This is a genomic window from Peteryoungia algae (genome assembly GCF_030369675.1).
Classification (GTDB): domain Bacteria; phylum Pseudomonadota; class Alphaproteobacteria; order Rhizobiales; family Rhizobiaceae; genus Allorhizobium; species Allorhizobium algae.
The window spans coordinates 2,269,724-2,287,672 of the sequence record NZ_CP128477.1; the positions used below are offsets into that span (position 1 = coordinate 2,269,724).

General features: G+C 60.0%; 20 protein-coding genes. 15 read left to right on the plus strand and 5 right to left on the minus strand.

Going from position 1 to position 17,949, the window contains the following annotated elements; translation table 11 throughout:
* The first annotated feature begins 92 nt into the window (after window positions 1–92).
* Genes QTL56_RS10980 through QTL56_RS11000 form a run of 5 tightly spaced genes read left to right on the plus strand, consistent with a single transcriptional unit; the run spans window position 93 to window position 3,626 of the window.
* Complete coding sequence (locus tag QTL56_RS10980) at window positions 93–848, plus strand: SDR family oxidoreductase (RefSeq protein ID WP_245135686.1); 756 nt, start codon at window positions 93–95, stop codon at window positions 846–848.
* Window positions 845–1,345, plus strand: a complete 501-nt coding sequence (locus tag QTL56_RS10985; RefSeq protein ID WP_245135684.1) for a gluconokinase — start codon at window positions 845–847, stop codon at window positions 1,343–1,345. Before QTL56_RS10980 ends, QTL56_RS10985 begins: the two co-directional genes overlap by 4 nt.
* Window positions 1,338–2,225 (plus strand): NAD(P)-dependent oxidoreductase, encoded by an 888-nt coding sequence (locus QTL56_RS10990; RefSeq protein WP_245135682.1) that lies wholly within the window; start codon window positions 1,338–1,340, stop codon window positions 2,223–2,225. The genes QTL56_RS10985 and QTL56_RS10990 overlap by 8 nt, the downstream gene beginning before the upstream one ends.
* Window positions 2,222–2,557 carry a hypothetical protein gene (locus QTL56_RS10995; protein ID WP_245135679.1) on the plus strand — a complete coding sequence of 112 codons (336 nt, stop codon included), beginning with the start codon at window positions 2,222–2,224 and terminating at the stop codon, window positions 2,555–2,557. Before QTL56_RS10990 ends, QTL56_RS10995 begins: the two co-directional genes overlap by 4 nt.
* A 52-nt stretch (window positions 2,558–2,609) precedes the next feature.
* Window positions 2,610–3,626 (plus strand): LacI family DNA-binding transcriptional regulator, encoded by a 1,017-nt coding sequence (locus QTL56_RS11000; protein ID WP_245135678.1) that lies wholly within the window; start codon window positions 2,610–2,612, stop codon window positions 3,624–3,626.
* A 55-nt stretch (window positions 3,627–3,681) separates the two neighbouring features.
* Here QTL56_RS11000 and QTL56_RS11005 read toward each other — a convergent pair whose 3' ends face one another.
* The 3 genes from QTL56_RS11005 to QTL56_RS11015 are packed head-to-tail and all read right to left on the minus strand — an operon-like array spanning window position 3,682 to window position 6,451.
* Window positions 3,682–4,656, minus strand: a complete 975-nt coding sequence (locus QTL56_RS11005; protein WP_245135676.1) for a TRAP transporter substrate-binding protein — start codon at window positions 4,654–4,656, stop codon at window positions 3,682–3,684.
* A 26-nt stretch (window positions 4,657–4,682) separates the two neighbouring features.
* On the minus strand, window positions 4,683–5,963 hold the full coding sequence (locus QTL56_RS11010) for a TRAP transporter large permease subunit (protein ID WP_229574861.1): 1,281 nt from the start codon (window positions 5,961–5,963) through the stop codon (window positions 4,683–4,685).
* Window positions 5,960–6,451 carry a TRAP transporter small permease gene (locus QTL56_RS11015; protein WP_245135674.1) on the minus strand — a complete coding sequence of 164 codons (492 nt, stop codon included), beginning with the start codon at window positions 6,449–6,451 and terminating at the stop codon, window positions 5,960–5,962. The genes QTL56_RS11010 and QTL56_RS11015 overlap by 4 nt, the downstream gene beginning before the upstream one ends.
* A gap of 154 nt (window positions 6,452–6,605) precedes the next feature.
* Here QTL56_RS11015 and QTL56_RS11020 point away from each other — a divergent pair, with 154 nt between their 5' ends.
* The 7 genes from QTL56_RS11020 to QTL56_RS11050 all read left to right on the plus strand — a co-directional run bounded on the left by QTL56_RS11020 (window position 6,606) and on the right by QTL56_RS11050 (window position 11,816).
* Window positions 6,606–7,565, plus strand: coding sequence for a LacI family DNA-binding transcriptional regulator (locus QTL56_RS11020; RefSeq protein WP_245135672.1), 960 nt, complete (start codon window positions 6,606–6,608; stop codon window positions 7,563–7,565).
* 176 nt (window positions 7,566–7,741) lie between these two features.
* Window positions 7,742–8,035 carry a DUF2218 domain-containing protein gene (locus QTL56_RS11025; RefSeq protein ID WP_245135670.1) on the plus strand — a complete coding sequence of 98 codons (294 nt, stop codon included), beginning with the start codon at window positions 7,742–7,744 and terminating at the stop codon, window positions 8,033–8,035.
* A gap of 229 nt (window positions 8,036–8,264) precedes the next feature.
* Window positions 8,265–8,762, plus strand: a complete 498-nt coding sequence (locus tag QTL56_RS11030; RefSeq protein ID WP_245135669.1) for a nuclear transport factor 2 family protein — start codon at window positions 8,265–8,267, stop codon at window positions 8,760–8,762.
* A 57-nt stretch (window positions 8,763–8,819) separates the two neighbouring features.
* Window positions 8,820–9,209: a hypothetical protein gene (locus QTL56_RS11035; protein ID WP_245135666.1), complete on the plus strand. Its 390-nt coding sequence runs from the start codon at window positions 8,820–8,822 to the stop codon at window positions 9,207–9,209.
* 31 nt (window positions 9,210–9,240) lie between these two features.
* Complete coding sequence (locus tag QTL56_RS11040; protein WP_245135663.1) at window positions 9,241–10,086, plus strand: NAD(P)H-binding protein; 846 nt, start codon at window positions 9,241–9,243, stop codon at window positions 10,084–10,086.
* Window positions 10,087–10,173: 87 nt separating this feature from the next.
* Entirely contained in the window at window positions 10,174–10,782 is a 609-nt protein-coding gene (locus QTL56_RS11045) for a protein-methionine-sulfoxide reductase heme-binding subunit MsrQ (RefSeq protein ID WP_245135661.1), read from the plus strand.
* Window positions 10,783–10,952: 170 nt separating this feature from the next.
* The gene (locus QTL56_RS11050) at window positions 10,953–11,816 is read left to right on the plus strand and encodes a LysR family transcriptional regulator (protein WP_289393181.1); all 864 of its coding nucleotides are present in this window, start codon (window positions 10,953–10,955) and stop codon (window positions 11,814–11,816) included.
* Between the two features lie 108 nt (window positions 11,817–11,924).
* Here QTL56_RS11050 and QTL56_RS11055 read toward each other — a convergent pair whose 3' ends face one another.
* Entirely contained in the window at window positions 11,925–13,844 is a 1,920-nt protein-coding gene (locus QTL56_RS11055; protein WP_245135658.1) for a putative bifunctional diguanylate cyclase/phosphodiesterase, read from the minus strand.
* 573 nt (window positions 13,845–14,417) lie between these two features.
* On the opposite strand from QTL56_RS11055, the gene QTL56_RS11060 reads away from it, so the two are divergent.
* Both QTL56_RS11060 and QTL56_RS11065 read left to right on the plus strand, forming a co-directional pair.
* On the plus strand, window positions 14,418–15,059 hold the full coding sequence (locus QTL56_RS11060; RefSeq protein ID WP_245135656.1) for a PEBP family protein: 642 nt from the start codon (window positions 14,418–14,420) through the stop codon (window positions 15,057–15,059).
* A gap of 208 nt (window positions 15,060–15,267) precedes the next feature.
* Window positions 15,268–16,143 carry a YHYH protein gene (locus tag QTL56_RS11065; protein ID WP_245135654.1) on the plus strand — a complete coding sequence of 292 codons (876 nt, stop codon included), beginning with the start codon at window positions 15,268–15,270 and terminating at the stop codon, window positions 16,141–16,143.
* A gap of 379 nt (window positions 16,144–16,522) precedes the next feature.
* On the opposite strand, the gene QTL56_RS11070 is transcribed toward QTL56_RS11065, so the two are convergent.
* Window positions 16,523–17,086 (minus strand): carboxymuconolactone decarboxylase family protein, encoded by a 564-nt coding sequence (locus QTL56_RS11070; protein ID WP_245135652.1) that lies wholly within the window; start codon window positions 17,084–17,086, stop codon window positions 16,523–16,525.
* A 135-nt stretch (window positions 17,087–17,221) separates the two neighbouring features.
* Between QTL56_RS11070 and QTL56_RS11075 the strand changes: the two genes are divergently transcribed.
* Window positions 17,222–17,887, plus strand: a complete 666-nt coding sequence (locus tag QTL56_RS11075; RefSeq protein ID WP_245135651.1) for a TetR/AcrR family transcriptional regulator — start codon at window positions 17,222–17,224, stop codon at window positions 17,885–17,887.
* Window positions 17,888–17,949 lie beyond the last annotated feature (62 nt).

Sequence of the window (17,949 nt, forward strand, 5' to 3'; positions counted from 1 at the left end):
GTCTCCCCAAGAATGCTTGACTTTCGATTGTTATCGATAACATATACAAATCAAACACCGCTTGTCGAGAGCGAAAACAGAAGGAGTAAGGCGTGGCACTGAACCTGTTCGACCTGAAGGGCAAACGCGCCCTGATCACGGGATCTTCGCAAGGGATCGGCTTTGCGCTGGCAGAAGGCCTGCGGGCGGCTGGCGCCGACATCATCCTGAACGGACGTGACGCGGCGAAGCTGGAAGATGCGGCCGCCCGGATCGAGGGCGCTGACACGCTGGCATTCGACGCGACCGACCATGAGGCCGTGCGCGCTGCCGTTGATGCCTACGAGACGTCCGGCAAGGCGATCGACATCCTGGTCAACAATGCCGGCATGCAGCATCGCGCGCCGCTTGAAGACTTCCCGGCAGATGCTTTCGAGCGTCTGCTGCAGACCAACATCGCCAGCGTCTTTCATGTCGGACAGGCTGTCGCCCGCCACATGATCGCCCGTGGACGCGGCAAGATCATCAATATCGCAAGCGTCCAGACTGCCCTCGCCCGCCCCTCCATTGCCCCCTACACCGCCACCAAGGGTGCGGTCGGCAACCTGACCAAGGGCATGGCCACCGATTGGGCAAAATACGGCCTGAACTGCAATGCGATTGCGCCCGGTTATTTCGACACGCCGCTGAATGCAGCCCTGGTTGCAGACCCGACCTTCTCGGCCTGGCTGGAAAAACGCACACCGGCCGGCCGCTGGGGCAAGGTCGAGGAATTGCAGGGCGCCTGCATCTTCCTCGCCTCCGACGCGTCCAGCTTCGTCAACGGACATATCCTCTATGTCGATGGCGGGATCACGGCATCGCTATGAGCTTGCGCCTCGTCATCATGGGTGTCGCGGGTTGCGGCAAGTCGACCGTTGGCGCGGCCTTGTCCGAACAACTCGACATTCCCTACCAGGACGGCGACGACCTCCACAGCGCCGAAGCGGTTCGAAAGATGAGCTCGGGAACACCGCTTGCTGATGACGATCGCTGGCCCTGGCTCGACCGGATTGCCGAAACCTTGAGGAACGAGGCGCCGCTTATCATCGGATGCTCGGCGCTTCGACGGGCCTATCGTGACCGGATCCGTGCGGGCGCCGGGGGAGACGTCACATTCGTCCATCTCGCAGGAGACCGCGACCTCATCGCATCCCGCATGGCATCACGCGCCGGCCACTACATGCCCTTGTCACTGCTCGACAGCCAGTTCGCCACCTTGGAACGACCGGGGCCCGACGAGGCAATCGAAGTGGCGATTGAACAACCAATGGAAGCCATCGTCGGACAGGTCCTGTCCACGCTCGGAGGAAGCCGCAATGACTGACAAAATCGCCTTGATCGGTGCCGGCGCCATGGGCGGCGCAATCGGCGCACGCCTCGCCGAAACAGGAACGGATCTGATTGTCTACGATCGCGATCCGGAAAAGATTGCGGCGCTCGTTGCAAAAGGGGCTGTGGCGGCCTCGTCCGCTGCTGAGGCCGCAAGCCAGGCCAAGGCCGTGATCCTCTCGCTCAATTCCGCGGCCATCGTCCGCGCCGCTGTCTTCGGGCCACAGGGCGTTGCGGACGGCGCCAAGCCGGGCACGCTGATCATCGACATGTCGTCGATTGACCCCGAGACCACCAAGGCGCTCGCAACGGAAGGCGCGACCCGTGACTTGCGCTGGGTGGACAGCCCGCTCTCCGGCGGCATCCCGAAGGCAGCGATCGGCCAGCTCACCCTGATGCAGGGCGGCGCGCAAGGCGATGTGGAGGAAACGCAGGGCATCCTGTCGAAGCTGGCCGGCAACCAGACCCATATGGGTGGCCCGGGTGCCGGGCAGACCACCAAGATGATCAACCAGGTCCTCTGCGGCCTTGGCTTCCTTGCTGTCGCGGAGGCAACCGCCCTCGCCGAAGCAGCTGGTGTCGATGTCGAGAAGATCCCGCAGGCGCTGAAAGGTGGCCGGGCCGACAGCGCACTGCTGCAGGAATACATGCCGCGCTTTGCCACCCGGGATTATCGCCGCACCGGCCGCATCGACAACATGGTCAAGGACCTGAATGCAGCCCAGGACCTGGCAAGACTGAGCAACACCTCGATGCCGCTCACCGCGATCTGCGCCGAAGTCCACCGCATGCTGACGGCCGCCGGCCTCGGCGGCGAAGACCAGGCCGCACTGATGGAATATTTCAAGGGACCCAACAAGGAGCTTGCCCCATGATCACCCGCTACGCACTTTTCGATGGCCAGATTAACGAAGGTCAGTCCGAGGCGTTTCGCGCCGCCGTGCTCGCCGAGATCCTGCCGAAATGGCGGGCCTTCCCCGGCGCTCTTTCCGTCCGCGTCACCTTTGCGGAAAGCCGCGATGAAGGCGCACCGGAATACCCGATGATCCTCGCCATCAGCTATCCCGATCTGCCGAGCGTCGACGCTGCCCTTGCAAGTCCCATTCGCAGCGAGGCAAGAGCCGCGACCGAGTCCGTACTGGCACGATTCTTTACCGGAAAGATCCATCATCACGTCACAACGGCGCACGAATACGGACCCGTGTGAGGCCTTGTCGGCGAGACTGGATTTTCACCAGAGATAACGATAACAAAGTGGTATGAGCACGCCCCGCAAAGCACCGACCATGGCCGATGTCGCCCGCCTCGCGGGCGTCTCGCCCATGACGGTCAGCCGGGCGTTCAAGCGTGACTCCTCGGTAAGCGATGCGACACGCAGCGCGATCCTGGAAGCAGCCGATAACCTTGGCTATGTCTTCGACAGCACCGCCTCGAACCTGCGTTCACAGCGCACGGATTTTGTCGCCGTCACGATCCCGTCGATCAACAATGCGAACTTCGCCGATACCGTAAGGGGTTTGTCGGACGGGCTGAAGGAACGCGGCCTGCAGATCCTGCTCGGCTACACCGATTACGACATTCAGGAAGAAGAACGGCTGGTCGAGCAGTTGCTCCGCCGCCGCCCGGAAGCGATCGTCGTCACCGGCGGCCGCCACACGCCGCGCACCCGGCGTCTGCTGGAAAATGCAGGCATCCCAGTCATCGAGACCTGGGATCTGCCCGACGATCCTGTCGGCCATGTCGTCGGCTTCTCCAACGCAGCCGCAGTTCGCACCATGGTCGACCACTTCGTGTCAGCCAAGATCACAAGGATTGCCTTTATCGGCGGCGATGCCGATCGCGACACCCGCGGCACCGATCGCCGCGCCGGCTTCATCGCGGCCATGCAGGCCCACGGCCTGGACGCCGACCGGCTGATCGCAGCGGGAACACCGCCGATCTCCATGAGAGAGGGCGCCGATGCCATGGGCCGATTGCTCGACACGCTTCCGGACACACAGGCCGTCATCTGCGTATCCGACCTATCCGCCTTTGGCGCCCTGACGGAATGCCAGAGGCGCGGCATCGATGTGCCCGGGCAGATGGCCGTCGCCGGCTTTGGCGACTATGAGATCGCCGGGATCTGCGTGCCGTCGCTGACTACGATCGACCCCCAGCCGCGCGAGATCGGCAAACGCGCCGCCGATCTCATCCTCGAAGTGCTCGATGGCAGGCAGTCAGATCCCGCGACCATCGCCCTTGAACCCATTCTGATGCGTCGCCTGTCGAGCCCTTGATTGCATACAAAAAAGGGGCGCGTTGACCGCGCCCCTTTCATTGGCATTCAAGGCTTCACTTCTGGGTGGCAAGCACCGCATTGACGACAGTGTCGCCATTCGCAGCGGTATAGCCATCCCAGACCGACTTGACCGCGGCCTGGAAGGCGGCAGCGTCGACATCCGTGTTGACCTCCATGCCGGCGGCCTGCAGCTCAGCGATCATCGACGCCTCTTTCTCCTGCGCCAACTTGCGCTGCATGGCGACAGCCTCGGCAGCCACATCGAGGACCACCTTCTGCTCGTCGGCAGTCAGACCGTTGAACTTGGCGTCGTTGATGGCGAGCGCGAGCGCGGAGTAAGCATGCTGCGTCATGCTCAGATACTTCTGCACTTCATTGAACTTGAACGACAGGACGATGCCGATTGGATGATCCTGTGCATCGACCACACCGGTCTCAAGTGCGGTGTAGAGTTCGGCGACCGGCAGCTGTGTCGGATTGGCGCCGAGGGCCGCGAACATGTCGTTCAGGGCCTTGGAGTTGTTGACGCGCATGTTGAGCCCGGAAACATCGGCCGGCACGCGGATCGGACCCCGATTGTTGGTCATGTTGCGGTAGCCGTTTTCCGGATAGCCGAGCATCTTCAGACCGTGCTGGGTGAACTGGGCGGATACTCCCTGCCCGACCTCGCCGTCGAGAACCTTGTAGGCAAGCTCACGGCTGGGGAACATGAAGGGCAGTTCGAAGGCGCCGGCATCCGGCACCAGGCCGGTCAGGTTGTTGAGACCGGTCATGACGATGTCGATGATGCCGGAACGGGCGCCGTCGATCATTGCCTGGTCGTTGCCGAGCTGCCCCTGCGGGAAGATCGTCACCTTGACCGATCCGTTCGTGCGGGCCTCGACCTGCTCCTTGAAGAAGACGGAAAGGGTCTGTTGCAGATCGGTATCGGGGGCGGCATGGGCAAGTTTCAGTTCTGTTTCGGCATGAGCCGAAACGCCGGTGAAGGCGATTGCGGTTGCCAGTCCAAGCATTTTCAAGATTTTCATGTCAGGCTCCTCCCTGTTGTGAAGTCTCACCCGCCAAGGAATTTGGCGGGAACGGTAATGAGTTGTGGAAAGATGATGAATAGGCCGAGCAGCGTGGCGTAGGCGAAGAGAAATGGCATCACGCCGCGCACCGCCACGCTCATTGGCACGCGTCCGACCCCGCAGATGACGTTGAGCACCGTACCGACCGGGGGTGTCAGAAGTCCGATCGAGCAGTTGAGGATGAACATCAGTCCGAAATAGACCGGATCGATGCCCGCCATCTTCACCACCGGCATAAACAGCGGCACGAGGATCAGAACGGTTGGAGACAGGTCCATCACCATTCCGACCGCAAGCACGATCAGCATGATGACCAGCATCAGAAGGCGCGGACTGTCGATGAGGGGCTGGAGCATTACAGCCAGCTGTTGCGGCAGTTGGGCAACCGTGATCAGCCAGGCGGCGACCATGGCCGCACCCACGAGGAACATGACCATGGCGGTCGAACGCCCGGCCGTGACCAGCACTTCGAGCAGGATCTTCCAGGTGAGCGCACGATAGACAACCGTCGAAACAACGATCGCATAGACAGCGGCCACCACTGCGGCTTCGGTCGGCGTGAAGGCGCCGGAGCGTATGCCACCGATGATGATGACCGGCAGGAGCAGCGCCCAGATACCATCTTTCAGGGCTGCAAGCCGTTCCTTGCCACTCGCCTTCGGCAGTGTCTCGATCTGCTCCTTGCGCATGATGAAGGACCAGACCGCCATGAGCGTTACGCCCATCATCATCCCTGGCGCGATGCCGGCCATGAACAGCTTGGCAATGGAGATATTGCCGGCAACGCCGATGAGGATCAGCGGCAAGGATGGTGGAATGATCGGCGCGATGATCCCGCCCGAGGCCAGCAATCCCAGACTGCGGCCTTCCGGGTAGCCGGCCTTGCGCATCATGGGATAGAGGATCGCGACCAGGGCCGCGGCATCCGCGACGGCCGAGCCGGATAGCCCGGCCAGAACGATCGCGGTCAGGATGGCGACGTAGCCGAGGCCGCCGCGCTTGTGGCCGACAAGCGTCATGGCGAGCCGGACGATCCGCTCCGAAAGCCCACCCTTGGACATGACTTCGCCAGCCACGAGGAAGAAGGGGATGGCAAGCAGCGGAAAGCTGTCCACGCCGTTGATCAGCCCCTGCGCCAGGATATCCGGGCTGAACGTGCCCAGATGCAGCATGAGTGCCATGGCAGAAAGCAGGAGGGCAAAGGCGACGGGAAGACCGGCAAGGATTGCGACAAACAAAACGCCGAGGAACAGGATGAGTGTCATTCCTTGGTATCCTCCGGAAGGCGGGCATCAACGCTCATCGGATCGATGAAACGAACAACGGCGATCGAGGCCATCAGAACGGCCGAAACGACACCAGCGAGATAAAAGAGGCCGGACGGAAGGCCCGTGAGCGGAGACAGGTTGTTCCAGTTCGCGATCGTCTGATTGAGCGCACCGATGAACAGCATTCCGACAGCGATGAGCACCACGACCCAGCAAATGCGGCGCAGGATCGGCACCGCCCTTGGCATCAGGGATTCGGAGAACTCGGCGACAGCGAGATGCTCGCCACGGCGCAAGACTACCGCGGCTCCCAGCATGACGACCCAGACGAACCACAGTCGGGCCAACTCGACGGATTGCCGTATGCCCGACGAAAAGCCGTAGCGCAGGACCACATTGGCAAAGACGAGGGCGATCATGGCCGCGAGGATGACAGCCATCAGGATGTCGATCATCGACCAGATTGCCCGGATCAGACGTCGCATGAAATCCTCCTCCCCGAAGACTCGTTGCGTTGAACCCATCATTGGGTTATCGTTAACCCAATTTGGTATCGATAACATTGCCATGAGTCAAGCCCCACATTTCCCTCGCACGATCACAATCGCCGATGTGGCCAAAGCCGCAGGCGTCAGCAGCATGACAGTTTCGAAGGTCCTGCGTGGAACGGGGCGCATTGCGACAGAGACGCGTGCCCGCGTCACGCAAATCGCCGAAGAACTGGGTTATGTACCCAACCGGCTGGCAGGCTCGCTCTCGTCACAGACGAGTTCCCTGATCGGCATCGTCATCCCCTCCATTGGTGACCAAGTGTATACCGGCGTGCTGGCCGGAATAAACGAGGTTCTGAACGGCCGGGGCTATACGGCCTTCATCGGTGAGAGCTTTTTCGATCCCGAGATCGAGTTGCGTATCGTGCACATGATGCTGACGATGAAACCGGCCGCGCTGATCCTGACGGGAGGGCTGGCGCGTGACGAACGCACAATACGTCTACTGCGCCGCTCCGGCATCCGCGCCGTGCATCTCTGGGACGGCGACCATCCGGATCTCGACGCGACGGTCGGCCTGTCCCATCGGACAGCAGGCCAGTTGGCGGCCCGGGTCTTCCTCCAGGCAGGCCTCACCCGTTGCGCCTACATCGGAGCGCAACTCGACCGGGATCTCTGTGCGGCCTGCCGGCTGGATGGATATTCGGACGCGCTGTCGACAGCCAATGCGACCTTGCAGTGCCTGACGGACGCTCACCTGTCGCGGACGGCGGAAAGCGGATACGAACTGACCAAAAGACTGCTTGAGCAAGGCGAGCCCCCGCAAGCCATCCACTACCTCAATGACGCCATGGCGATTGGCGGCCTGCGCTTCCTGAGCGAGGCGTCGATTACCGTTCCCCAAGCCGTCTCGGTCAACGGTTTCAACGGCACAGCGCTGCCCCATTCTCTCTCGACGCGACTGACGACCATCGAAGTACCGCTCATGGAGGTCGGCCGCAGGGCCGCCACCGCGGCCCTCACCCGCCCGCCGACGGATGCCGAGGCAACAGTCGACCTGATCGAAATTTCACTGACCATTGGGAATACGACAGTATCCCGTCCCTGATCGCACAGGCCCGCGCCGGTCACACTTTAGTCTCCGTCGCCCTCGGGAGACAGAAACCATGCGCGTAGATGCACGCGCATTGTTCGGCCTAGCCGAACTGTTATTTCCGAAAAAAATGGATACCCGGAACAGTACGGCACGGATAGATATTCCTGGCGACACGAGAGAACACGATCATGAAGGCGAGCACTTACTTCACTACGGATAATGCCCAGCGCTATCTGGGCACGCTTTGCAAGCATTTCGGTCACAAGGTGCCGGTAACCCATGAAACGGCTTCCGGCCGGATCGAACTGCCATTCGGACAGTGCGACTTGCGCACAGATGAGGCTGGACTGACGCTGATTGCCACCGCAAGCGACCGACCGCAGCTCGACAAGACCATTGAGGTTATGTCCGGCCATCTGGACCGGTTTGCCTTTCGCGAAAACCCGGAGCTGACATGGACGTTCGAGGGCGCGGAGGCCTGAACCCGGCCATCTGTCCCCTGATCGCCCCAAGCCATGCCCCAGCGCGCGTCCTCCCTGGACCGTGTCAGAGGGAGCATGCCCATGGCCAACAAATTGGAGACGATTTGAAACGCAACCACATCCCGGGATCAGCTGCGACTGTCACGACCCTGCCGCACCGAAGCCGGGACATTTCGACCGAAACAGCCGTTGCGGGGCCACGCCGCAGCGCGCCTCACAGGAGCAGACAATGAATCGCAGAACTCTTTTGACCACTTCGCTGGGCGCATCGCTCGCGATCATCCTTGGACAACATGCTGGAGCACAGGACATGGACCAACAGACAAAAACAAGCTTTGACACCGTCATGGGCTTCATGGGCGCGATGGGATCGGGCGACATGGAGAAGATGAATGCGCTGATGGCCGATGACATGGTCTGGCACAATGAGGGCGACACGACCATCCCATGGGTCCACGGTGGCATTCAAGGCAAAGAGGCAATCTTTGAGTTCCTCGGCGTCTTCGGCGCAGGGCTTCAGACAACCAAGTGGGAAAACACCGATGCCTTTGCCTCGGGTGACACTGTCGCGGTCTTCGGCGTCATGAACGGCATCACCACCCATTCCGGCAAGGCAATCGGGGACTTCAGCTTCGCTTTGCGTGCCAAGGTCCGCGACGGGCAAGTGGTGCTCTGGCACTGGTTCGAGGACAGCTTCGCACTCAGCAAAGCCTATCACACCGCGTAATCGACAATCAGAGGCACCGGAGAAAACGCCGGCCTCTCGATCTTGAGGCACTCAACAATGCTCAAAAAACCCTACCTCATATCCCGGGTTCTGATCGGCCTGATGGCCTTGATCATGCTGGGGGCCACCCTGATGGCCTATGGCAACCCGACCTCGAACCCCGGGTTGATCAATCTGGCCGGTCCAGCTCTGTCGCTTGGGCAGACGGCGGGCGCCTTCCTGGGTCGCCAGATGACGGTCATCATCATCGCGCTGATTGGCGCATTTACGGGGGCACGCCACTTGGTGATGATCGGCGGTTTTGGCATGATGTTCATGAACGGCCACGACGCCATCCTGATGTGTCTGGTGGGCGGCGCAGATGTGCGTATCGCGGCAATCGCGGGACTGCTCTTCGCTGTCTTGGGCGCGATTTCCATTGTGCTCGTCTGGCGCAAACCGGCGTGACTGCAAGTTCACCCCACCGGAGGATCCCGACATGACAATCGCCGTTGCGGCAGTATCGGGCCAACTAGGGTCCACCATCGCGCGCAGCCTGATGGCCCGCCAGACCGGAACTCCGATCATCGGCCTTGCCCGGTCTCCCGACGAGGTTCGGATTGAGGGGATCGAAGTCAGGCAAGGGGACTATACCGACAGGGAGGCGATGGTTCGGGCCCTGTCAGGCGTCGACACGCTTATGATGGTGTCATTGAACACACCGCCCAGCATCCGCACAGGCCAACACCAATCCGCGATTGCGGCGGCCAGGGAGGCAGGTGTCAGGCGCGTCGTGTACACGAGTATGCAAGGCGCCGAAACGGGCACGGCCTTTTCGCCGGTGATCCAGAGCAACCGTCAGACCGAGGCTGATCTCAGGGCCAGTGGCATGGAATGGACGCTCGGCCGCAACGGCATCTACATTGAGCCGGATGTCGCCTATGTCGACAATTATGTTCGCTCCGGCTGCATCGAAAACTCGGCGGCCGAGGGCCGCTGCGGATACACAACCCGCCCGGAATTGGCCGAAGCCTACGCCAGTATGCTGCTGGATGATCGGCACAATGGCCAAACCTACAATCTGCATGGCCCGTTGCTGACCCAGGCAAAACTGGCGGCCCATTTGAACACGGCCTTCGAGACCCATCTGACCTATCGGTCCCTCTCGGTGGAAGAATACCACGCGGACAGGGTTGCCGAGCTTGGCGACATGATGGGAACGATCATCGCCGGCATATACGAAGGCATACGGTGCGGGGCAATGGACCGTCCAAGCGACTTCGAGGTCGCAGCAGGACGTCCGCACCAGGCCTGGGAGGACTATTTCGCAACCTTGCGCGCCTGACCAAGACGCACACGCTGCACCGCGGCGTGTAGCGGCAGAAACAACGATCCGGCCGCCCGGCCGACCCTTATTCGAAAGGCGACAGACATGCTGTCACGATTCTCTCCTTACGGGCTCTGGGCGCTGATGGCGCTGCCGGGCGTCGCGATCCTCGCAAGTATTCTTGGCGCGACAGACGCCGAGACCACGCGGACGGCCATTCATGAGGGGCTGCATCCCACCGGTGAATTTGCGGCACGCTTCATGATCATCGCCATGCTGGCCTCGCCGCTGGCCCTGGTCTTCAAGGGCTGGCGCGGGCCCAACTGGCTCAGGAAGAACCGCCGTTACTTCGGCGTCGCGGCCTTTGCCTATGCACTGGCGCACACGGTCCTCTATCTGATCGACCTTGGCGCCGTACCGAAGATCGTGGCCGATCTGCCCAAGCTCTACATCTGGACCGGCTGGATCGCCTTCCTGATCTTTGTGCCCTTGGCCATTACCTCGTCAGATTATTTCGTTCGCAGGATGGGCCGGACCTGGAAGACGCTTCAACGCTCGACCTATGCCGCGGCGGTGCTGACCCTGTTGCACTGGGGAGCACTGCACGACTGGGGCGGCCTTGGCCCGGCGCTGGTCCACTTCGTACCGCTCGGACTGCTGGAGGCTTACCGTATCTGGTACTGGTACCTGCGCCCAAGGCCGCAAACCGCCTGAGCGCTTCACCTGTGACCGCAGAAGGGGCGTACTCACTCCGGGGCCCGCATGGGGCCTCGGATGGAAGTGTCCCGAGCTTCACTCTGGTCGAAGGCAAATAATTCGGATATTGGCGGGTTTCAGGATGCAATGGTTGGCCAAGCAGAACAATGATTGATCAGCTGAGGCAAATGGCAATTTTTGCGCGGGTCGTCGACGAAGGCTCGTTTCGGGCCGCAGCGAAAGACATCGGCTTGTCCCCGTCGCGGGTCAGCGAAACAGTCTCGGATCTGGAGCACTATCTTGGTGTCACGCTGCTGAACCGCACGACCCGCAAGATTGCCCTGACCAACGAGGGCCGCATGTTCCATAGCCGCGTGGTGGAGATGTTGCGCAGCGCCGAAGCCGGCCTGAACGAATTGAACGCGCTCTCGCTCGAGCCCGTGGGGGCATTGCGCATTTCGCTGCCCGCCTTCCTGTCCGGTGGCCCCCTGACCTCCGCAATCGCCTCATTCACCAAGCTACACCCCAACGTCGCCTTTTCGGTTGTCTACAGCGACAATCGGCTCGGTCTGGTCGACGACGGCTTTGACATGAACGTGCGCGTCGGCTGGCTCGACGATAGTTCCATGATGTCGCGCAAGCTGGGAGACGGCCAACGCGTGCTTGTCGCCGGCGCCGGCTATGCAGCCAGCAGAGCAGCACCTCAGCGGCCGGGGGATCTCGAAGACTGGGACTGGATCCGCTACAAGAACAGGCCCGACACAACGACCCTCACCAGCCCCAAGGGCAAGGAAGAGAGCGTCACCGGACATTCTCAGATCGAGGTCGACAGCATCGATGCGCTGTATCATCTCGCGATCCAGGATGTCGGCGTAACGATCTTGCCGTCATTCCTGGCCGAGCGGGGCGAAGCAACAGGCGCACTGGTACGTCTTCTGCCCGATTGGACATTGCGCCCACTTGGGATTTACGCCGTCTGGCCTGATAAATCCCGACGCGAGAGCCTGACGCTGTTGTTTGTCAGATATCTGGCCGAGCAGGACATCTACTAGCGAACGGGCCGCGATGAAGATGTCCGGCGGCAAACTGGAGAGCCATCTCCAATCCCGTAGCGGTAGGCGTGACGCCCGCAATCCGTGACGATTTCAAATCGTCATCCTTCAGGCAGACTGGATCGGCAATACCGTTTGATTTGCGTTTGACTGCTGCTGATCCCGGATGAGCTGGCCTGCATCCTCACCGCTCATGGGCCGGCCGAACAGGAACCCCTGGATCAGATCAGGCTCGAGGCCTGCAAGAACAGCCATCTCCTCTTGGGTCTCGACGCCTTCAAGCACACACCGCAAGTTGAGCTTGGAGCATAGGGCAATGATGGCGGCCACAATTTCACGCGATATGATGCTGTGGGGAACCTTGCGAACGAAACTCCTGTCGATCTTGACCTTGTCGAGCGGAAGCTGGTCGAGATACTCGAAGCTCGAATAGCCAGAGCCAAAATCATCGAGTGCGACCCTGCAGCCGCTGCTTCTCAGCCTGTCAAGAACGGTGCTGGCTGTTGCCAGATCAGACATGACGGCCGTTTCCGTGATCTCGAATTCCAGACGGCTCGGCGAAACCTCCTCCTTCATGATCTGAGCGAGAAGAGAAAGGACAAAGGCCTGGTCCGAAATGTCCCGTGCCGAAAGATTGAAAGACAAGCTGATGTCGTCGGGCCATTTTTTCAGCTCCGCCAATCCCTTGCGGAACAGGATGGCTGTCACTTTCTGGATAAAGCCGGAGCGTTCGGCCACGCGAATGAAGTCGTTGGGACTGACGAGCCCAAGCCTTGGGTTGTGCCAGCGGGCCAGCGCTTCGAAACTGATGACGCGCTTCTTGCTCGGCGAATATTGTGGCTGAAACAGAAGGACGAGCTCCTGTTCGAGGTTGCCCTCACGCAACTCCCGTTCGATGGCGATGGTGTTCTTCATCTCCTCGCTGTCGGTGGCGTCGAAAAAGATGCATTGTCCGCGGAACCGGGCCTTGGCCTTGTAAAGAGCAAAGTCGGCCTGTTCGTAGATCTGCGTACTGTTCGTTCCCATGTCTGGAAAATGAGAGAAACCCGCCGTAGCGCCCACTGAGAGTGACTGATTGTCGATCACATAGGGGGCCGTGATCGCTTTGATCCACCTGCCGGCAAGCTCCCTGACCTGCAGTTCTGTGACGCCGCCGGGAAGAATGGCGGCAAATTCGTCACCACCGATCCGGCCAATCATGCCGCCTTCGCAAGAGAGTTCCTCCATGGCCCGCGCGACCGATGCGCGCAACAGACGGTCGCCCATCGAATGGCCGTACACATCGTTGATACCCTTGAAGCCGTCGAGATCGAATATTCCCAGCCAGAACGGCGTACCTTGCTCGATGAGATGGTCGATCTTTTCGAAAACGGCGCGCCTGTTGGGTATGCCGGTCAGCATGTCGGCATCGGCAAGCGCCTGCGCCTTGACTGTCAGTTCATCGGCAAACAAACGCGCATCGATTTGACGAATGATCGCGTGCCGGAGCAACCCCGTCATGCTGACGGAAGCGAAAGCTGTCGCAACGACGATGGAGGCGTACTCTGCGTGGAGGTCGCTCGGAAGAGACGTGGAGAACAGGTAAAGTGTCCCCAATGTCAGTGGAACGCTGATCATCACCGTGCGCGTCGTTGCGCCGGTGATCGCGAAAATGAATGCCAGCAGCACGAAGTATATGTAACGCGGCTGTACGTTGTAGACGAGAAGGTAACTCAACAGGTTGAGGTACATGAAAAGGTGCATGGCCAAGTTATGCATTTCGAGCCTGGCCAGAGATATTGTCCGGTTTTTCGTCAGAAGTTTGTGAAACAGGTAGAAGCTGAAAGCCGTCGTCATGCTGATGAAGGAGAAAACGGCCAGCATGAAGCCGGTCTGCGTCTGCGAGTGCTCCCAGGTGACGAATAGGTAGTAACCGCAGGCAGGGATCAGGATAGGCCGCAGGATCGGGATATAGGCATCAACCATTGCCTGCTGCCGCACAGGGTCGCTCGACAGCCTGAACTGGTCGAGCAGTGTGGCGACTTTCATGGAGAGAGCTTTTCTAGCCCCTCCCAATCCATATCCTCGGTGCTCTACTCGGGACGAACGCACAGATTATTCTCATCTCTTCATTTGCCAGTATGGCGTGCCACAGCGATGCGGCCCAGCTTCTCGTCAGGAGTCGGGGTATATATCAGCGGGATTTAAAACAGGTTTACGGCAATCCCCGTTGGGGGCGGCGCTCTATGCTTCAGTCGGCTTACTGTAACTCCCGAGGCGATTGTCACGCGACGGGCCAAGGCATTTCCATCTGTACGGGGAACCCTGCTTTCATCGGCAACTGAGGATGTTCCGAGAGCAACAACCCCGCCTCATGGAGATCTGAAATCGTCTTCACCTCGCAGAGGCACTGCCTCACGCGATCGGCGGTTCGGGAATTCTCAGTGACGACCGGCCGGACACCGGACACGCGCCGCCGCTTGGCAGCTCAGTCGTGGCCGAGAATATCCAGGAGGAAAGAGCGCAAGAACCTTACCAATTTGTAAGTTCAGCTTGCACCCCTGCACTTCTATAGAGAATGCAAGACGCGGCCTCGCGCCCAGAAAAACAAGGAATACGATAATGCGCTTCAGCCTCGTAGTACTGACGTCTTGCCTGGCCCTCACCAGCGCGGCCCAAGCCGAAACCTTCTCGGTCGACATCTGGGCGGACAACTGGTTTTCCATGAGCGTCAATGGGCAGCAGGTCGCTGAAGACAGCGTACCGATCACAACCGAACGGTCCTTCAACGCCGAGAGTTTTGTCTTCGAGGCCGAGCGGCCCTTCGTCATCGGCCTGACGCTGAAGGACTTCAAGGAAAACGATACGGGCCTTGAATATATCGGCAGCCGTCGTCAGCAGATGGGCGATGGCGGAGTTATCATGCAGGTTCACGATGCCGATGGCGAACTCGTATCGGTGTCGAATTCGGGCTGGCAATGCCTCGTCGTTCACAGGGCGCCGCTTGATGCGACTTGCGCCGAGGAAAGCGACCCTGTGGCCGGCGAAGGGGCCTGTAAATTCGAGATCAGCGAAGAACCCGAAAACTGGGATACCGCAGAATTCGACGCCACGGGCTGGAGTGCTGCAACCGAGCATAGCGCCCGTGAAGTTAGCCCAAAGGACGGCTATGACAAAATTGACTGGGCGCCGTCCGCCAAGCTGATTTGGGGACCGGACCTGAAGACGGACAACACAGTCCTTTGCCGTCTGACTGTCGAGTAATCCCCGTCCCTCGTGACGACCTTGGGCTCCTCCGGGTGCCGGCATACCGCCGGCGACCTATCCGAAAGGATATCGTGTGAAACATCTCTCCTCCGTCAAATGCCTTGGCCCACTTGCTGTTTTTCTTGGGTCTGCCGCGTTCTTTGCAATCCCTGCGCAGGCCCACGAAGACCAGTCCCATGATGCACAGGCACATTGCGAAGCAGTCATGACCTCGGTCGAAAAAGCCGGTTTTGCAGATACGGTAACGGTGACCTGTGAGGACGACCGCGCGATCATCTCCTCCGACACCTATCCTGCTCATGAGCTGATGACCGGCATTGTCGGCACGAACGAACAGGTGCCGCTCCCCGCCAAAAAATATGATGCGCCAATCCCGTTGAAACCAGTGCTGGGCGACACGCCGCAAACGCGCGACGCGGCACTTGGAGTTGCGGTCAATGGCGTTCCGATTTTCGACTATACCGGCGGCGGGGAGATGACAGAGAAAGACCTTCATCATCACCAGACCGAGCACGACACCTTACTGACCCAGCAACTCGACATCTGCGGTGGCCATGCGGGTCGCGGGGATGACTATCACTACCACATGAAACCCGTCTGCATGATCGCGCAGATGGAAAACGCGGGCAATGATGCCATCATCGGCTGGGCCTTCGATGGTTTCCCGATCTATGGTGACAACAACCCCGACGGAACACCTGTTGTCGAGGGCATGCTGGATGTCTGCAATGGTCAAACGGACCAGACATATGGCTATCGCTACCACACCTCCGAAGATGCCCCATATATCATCCAATGCCTGATGGGGGAGGTTGGTGACCTGCGCGAACTGCCACGCACCGCTCCGCTGACCAGCGCTGCCACAGGACAGACGGTCGAGCCGGGGCAGCCTCCGGCCGGGGGCGTCGAGAACCTGATCTTCACCCAAGACAAGAACGGCAGCCGCAGCATGGATTACCGTTACCACGGTGAAGACTATTACATCCGCTACAGCCCCTCTGGCACCGAGGACTGCTACAATTTCGAGACCAAAACCGTCACCAATGACGGTGAGATCCGAACCGGCGAGTTCTGCCGATAAGGTCGCCACTCCCTGTCGTGGCGATCAAGGATTCTCGCAACGCATGGCGACATCGCGGGGACCAGCAACAGCAGCGCCACCTTTCAAGCCCACGAGCACGGCCTCCCAGAATAGGGACCGTCTCCCTGCCCGCATGGAATACGTGCAGGTTGGAAGCGATGGCAGCTCCCCACTACCGTGGCGCACGCGCCCAGAGAAGGAAGCAGTCCACGACGATGGGGTCGCGGACTGCATAAGCTCAGACTGCCCGGCGGCGCGTAACCCGGTCAATCCGAGGCACGCGCACCGCCTGTCGCCGAGTGGCACACATTAGCGGCTGCCGTTCGCAATCTCGGCTCCAAAGGTACACCAATCAGGTGTTCGTCTGGCAAGGATCGACTCAACGCTTTGAGACGGGGGTCCAGCTGTACTTTTCGAAAGGCGCATCGACCGGCGTTTTTGCGATATGGTTGGTGTAGTTGCTCATCAGTTTCTGCGCCAGGCCGAGAATAACCTCCAGGACTTGCTGATCCCCGTATCCCTCGGCATAGAATGCATCCATCTGCTCTTCGGTCGGGTTGCCACGGCTCTCCAGCATTGCCAGTGTGAACGTGCGCAAGGCCTCCAGCTTGGATGTCGGCAGAGGCGTTTCATCGCGCAGCGCGTTCGTCACGTCGTCGCTGACCTGCATTGCTTTTGCGATGCCTGTATGCGCTGGAACACAGTAATGGCATTCATGGGCAACATTGATGGTTTGCCACACGACGGTCTTCTCCTCGGCATCGAACGAGGTCTCTTCCGCAAACAGGCGATGCAGGACCTGATAGCCGTCCAACAGCGCGGGCGCACCCGCCATGACAGCGTGCAAACCTGGCAAACGTCCAAATGCTTTCTTCGATTTCTCGATCAGCGGGATGGATGCAGCCGGCGCGTTGGTTTCATTGAGGCGTTCGAATCTGCTCATCTGATTTTCCTTCCGTTTCAAGTCCGTCGTCAATCTGCTCATTTTGAGTGATCGCTCAAGTTATTTTTGAGCGTTCACTCAACAAATATTTGTGATAGTGCTGACAAGGTCATGGAGTTGGGATAGTTTGCGCTCATGTCACGCACTGCTTCATATGATCGCGCCGACGCGCTGCAGGCCGCGATGGAACTTTTCTGGGCCAAGGGCTACCACGACACGTCGATGAAAGATCTCGAACGGGCGCTGTCTCTCCGGCCCGGTTCGATCTATGCCGCCTTCCAGAGCAAGGAAGCACTTTTCCGCGAAGCGCTGGAGCGCTACTCCGCGCAAATGGAGGCCAACTTGCTTGCATTGGTGAATGACAGCCCCTCCCCGCTCATCGCCTTGCGGATGCATCTGATTTCATTGTCGGATCTCAGGCCAGCAGATCGCCCATCAAGCGCCTGCATGCTCGTGAAATCGCTGCTCGAGGTACCAGGTGACGGCAAACTGCGGGACCTCATTCTAGCCCACCTGGACCAAATAGAGAGCGTAATTTCGAAGGTTTTACAGAAGGCACAATTGGCGCGCGAGCTACCTGTAGACGCCGATCTGGATCGGCTGGCGATACGCATTCAGACTTATATTTTTGGTTTGAAGATACAGGCGCAGCGCCAGATCGACCCCCAAAAAATGCGGCTGCTTTGCCTCGATCTTGCCGAGGAATTGCACGCCCTGTCGCCCGATTATGCCGCCATAACACCTCTGAGAACAGGCGAAACGCCGGTTTCCGCCGGGAAGACGGTCGTCACCGAGCGGTGAGCCAGGCCGCGCACTCATCAAACTTCCGGACAGGACGAAAACCAAAAGGCTCGGCGCATAAG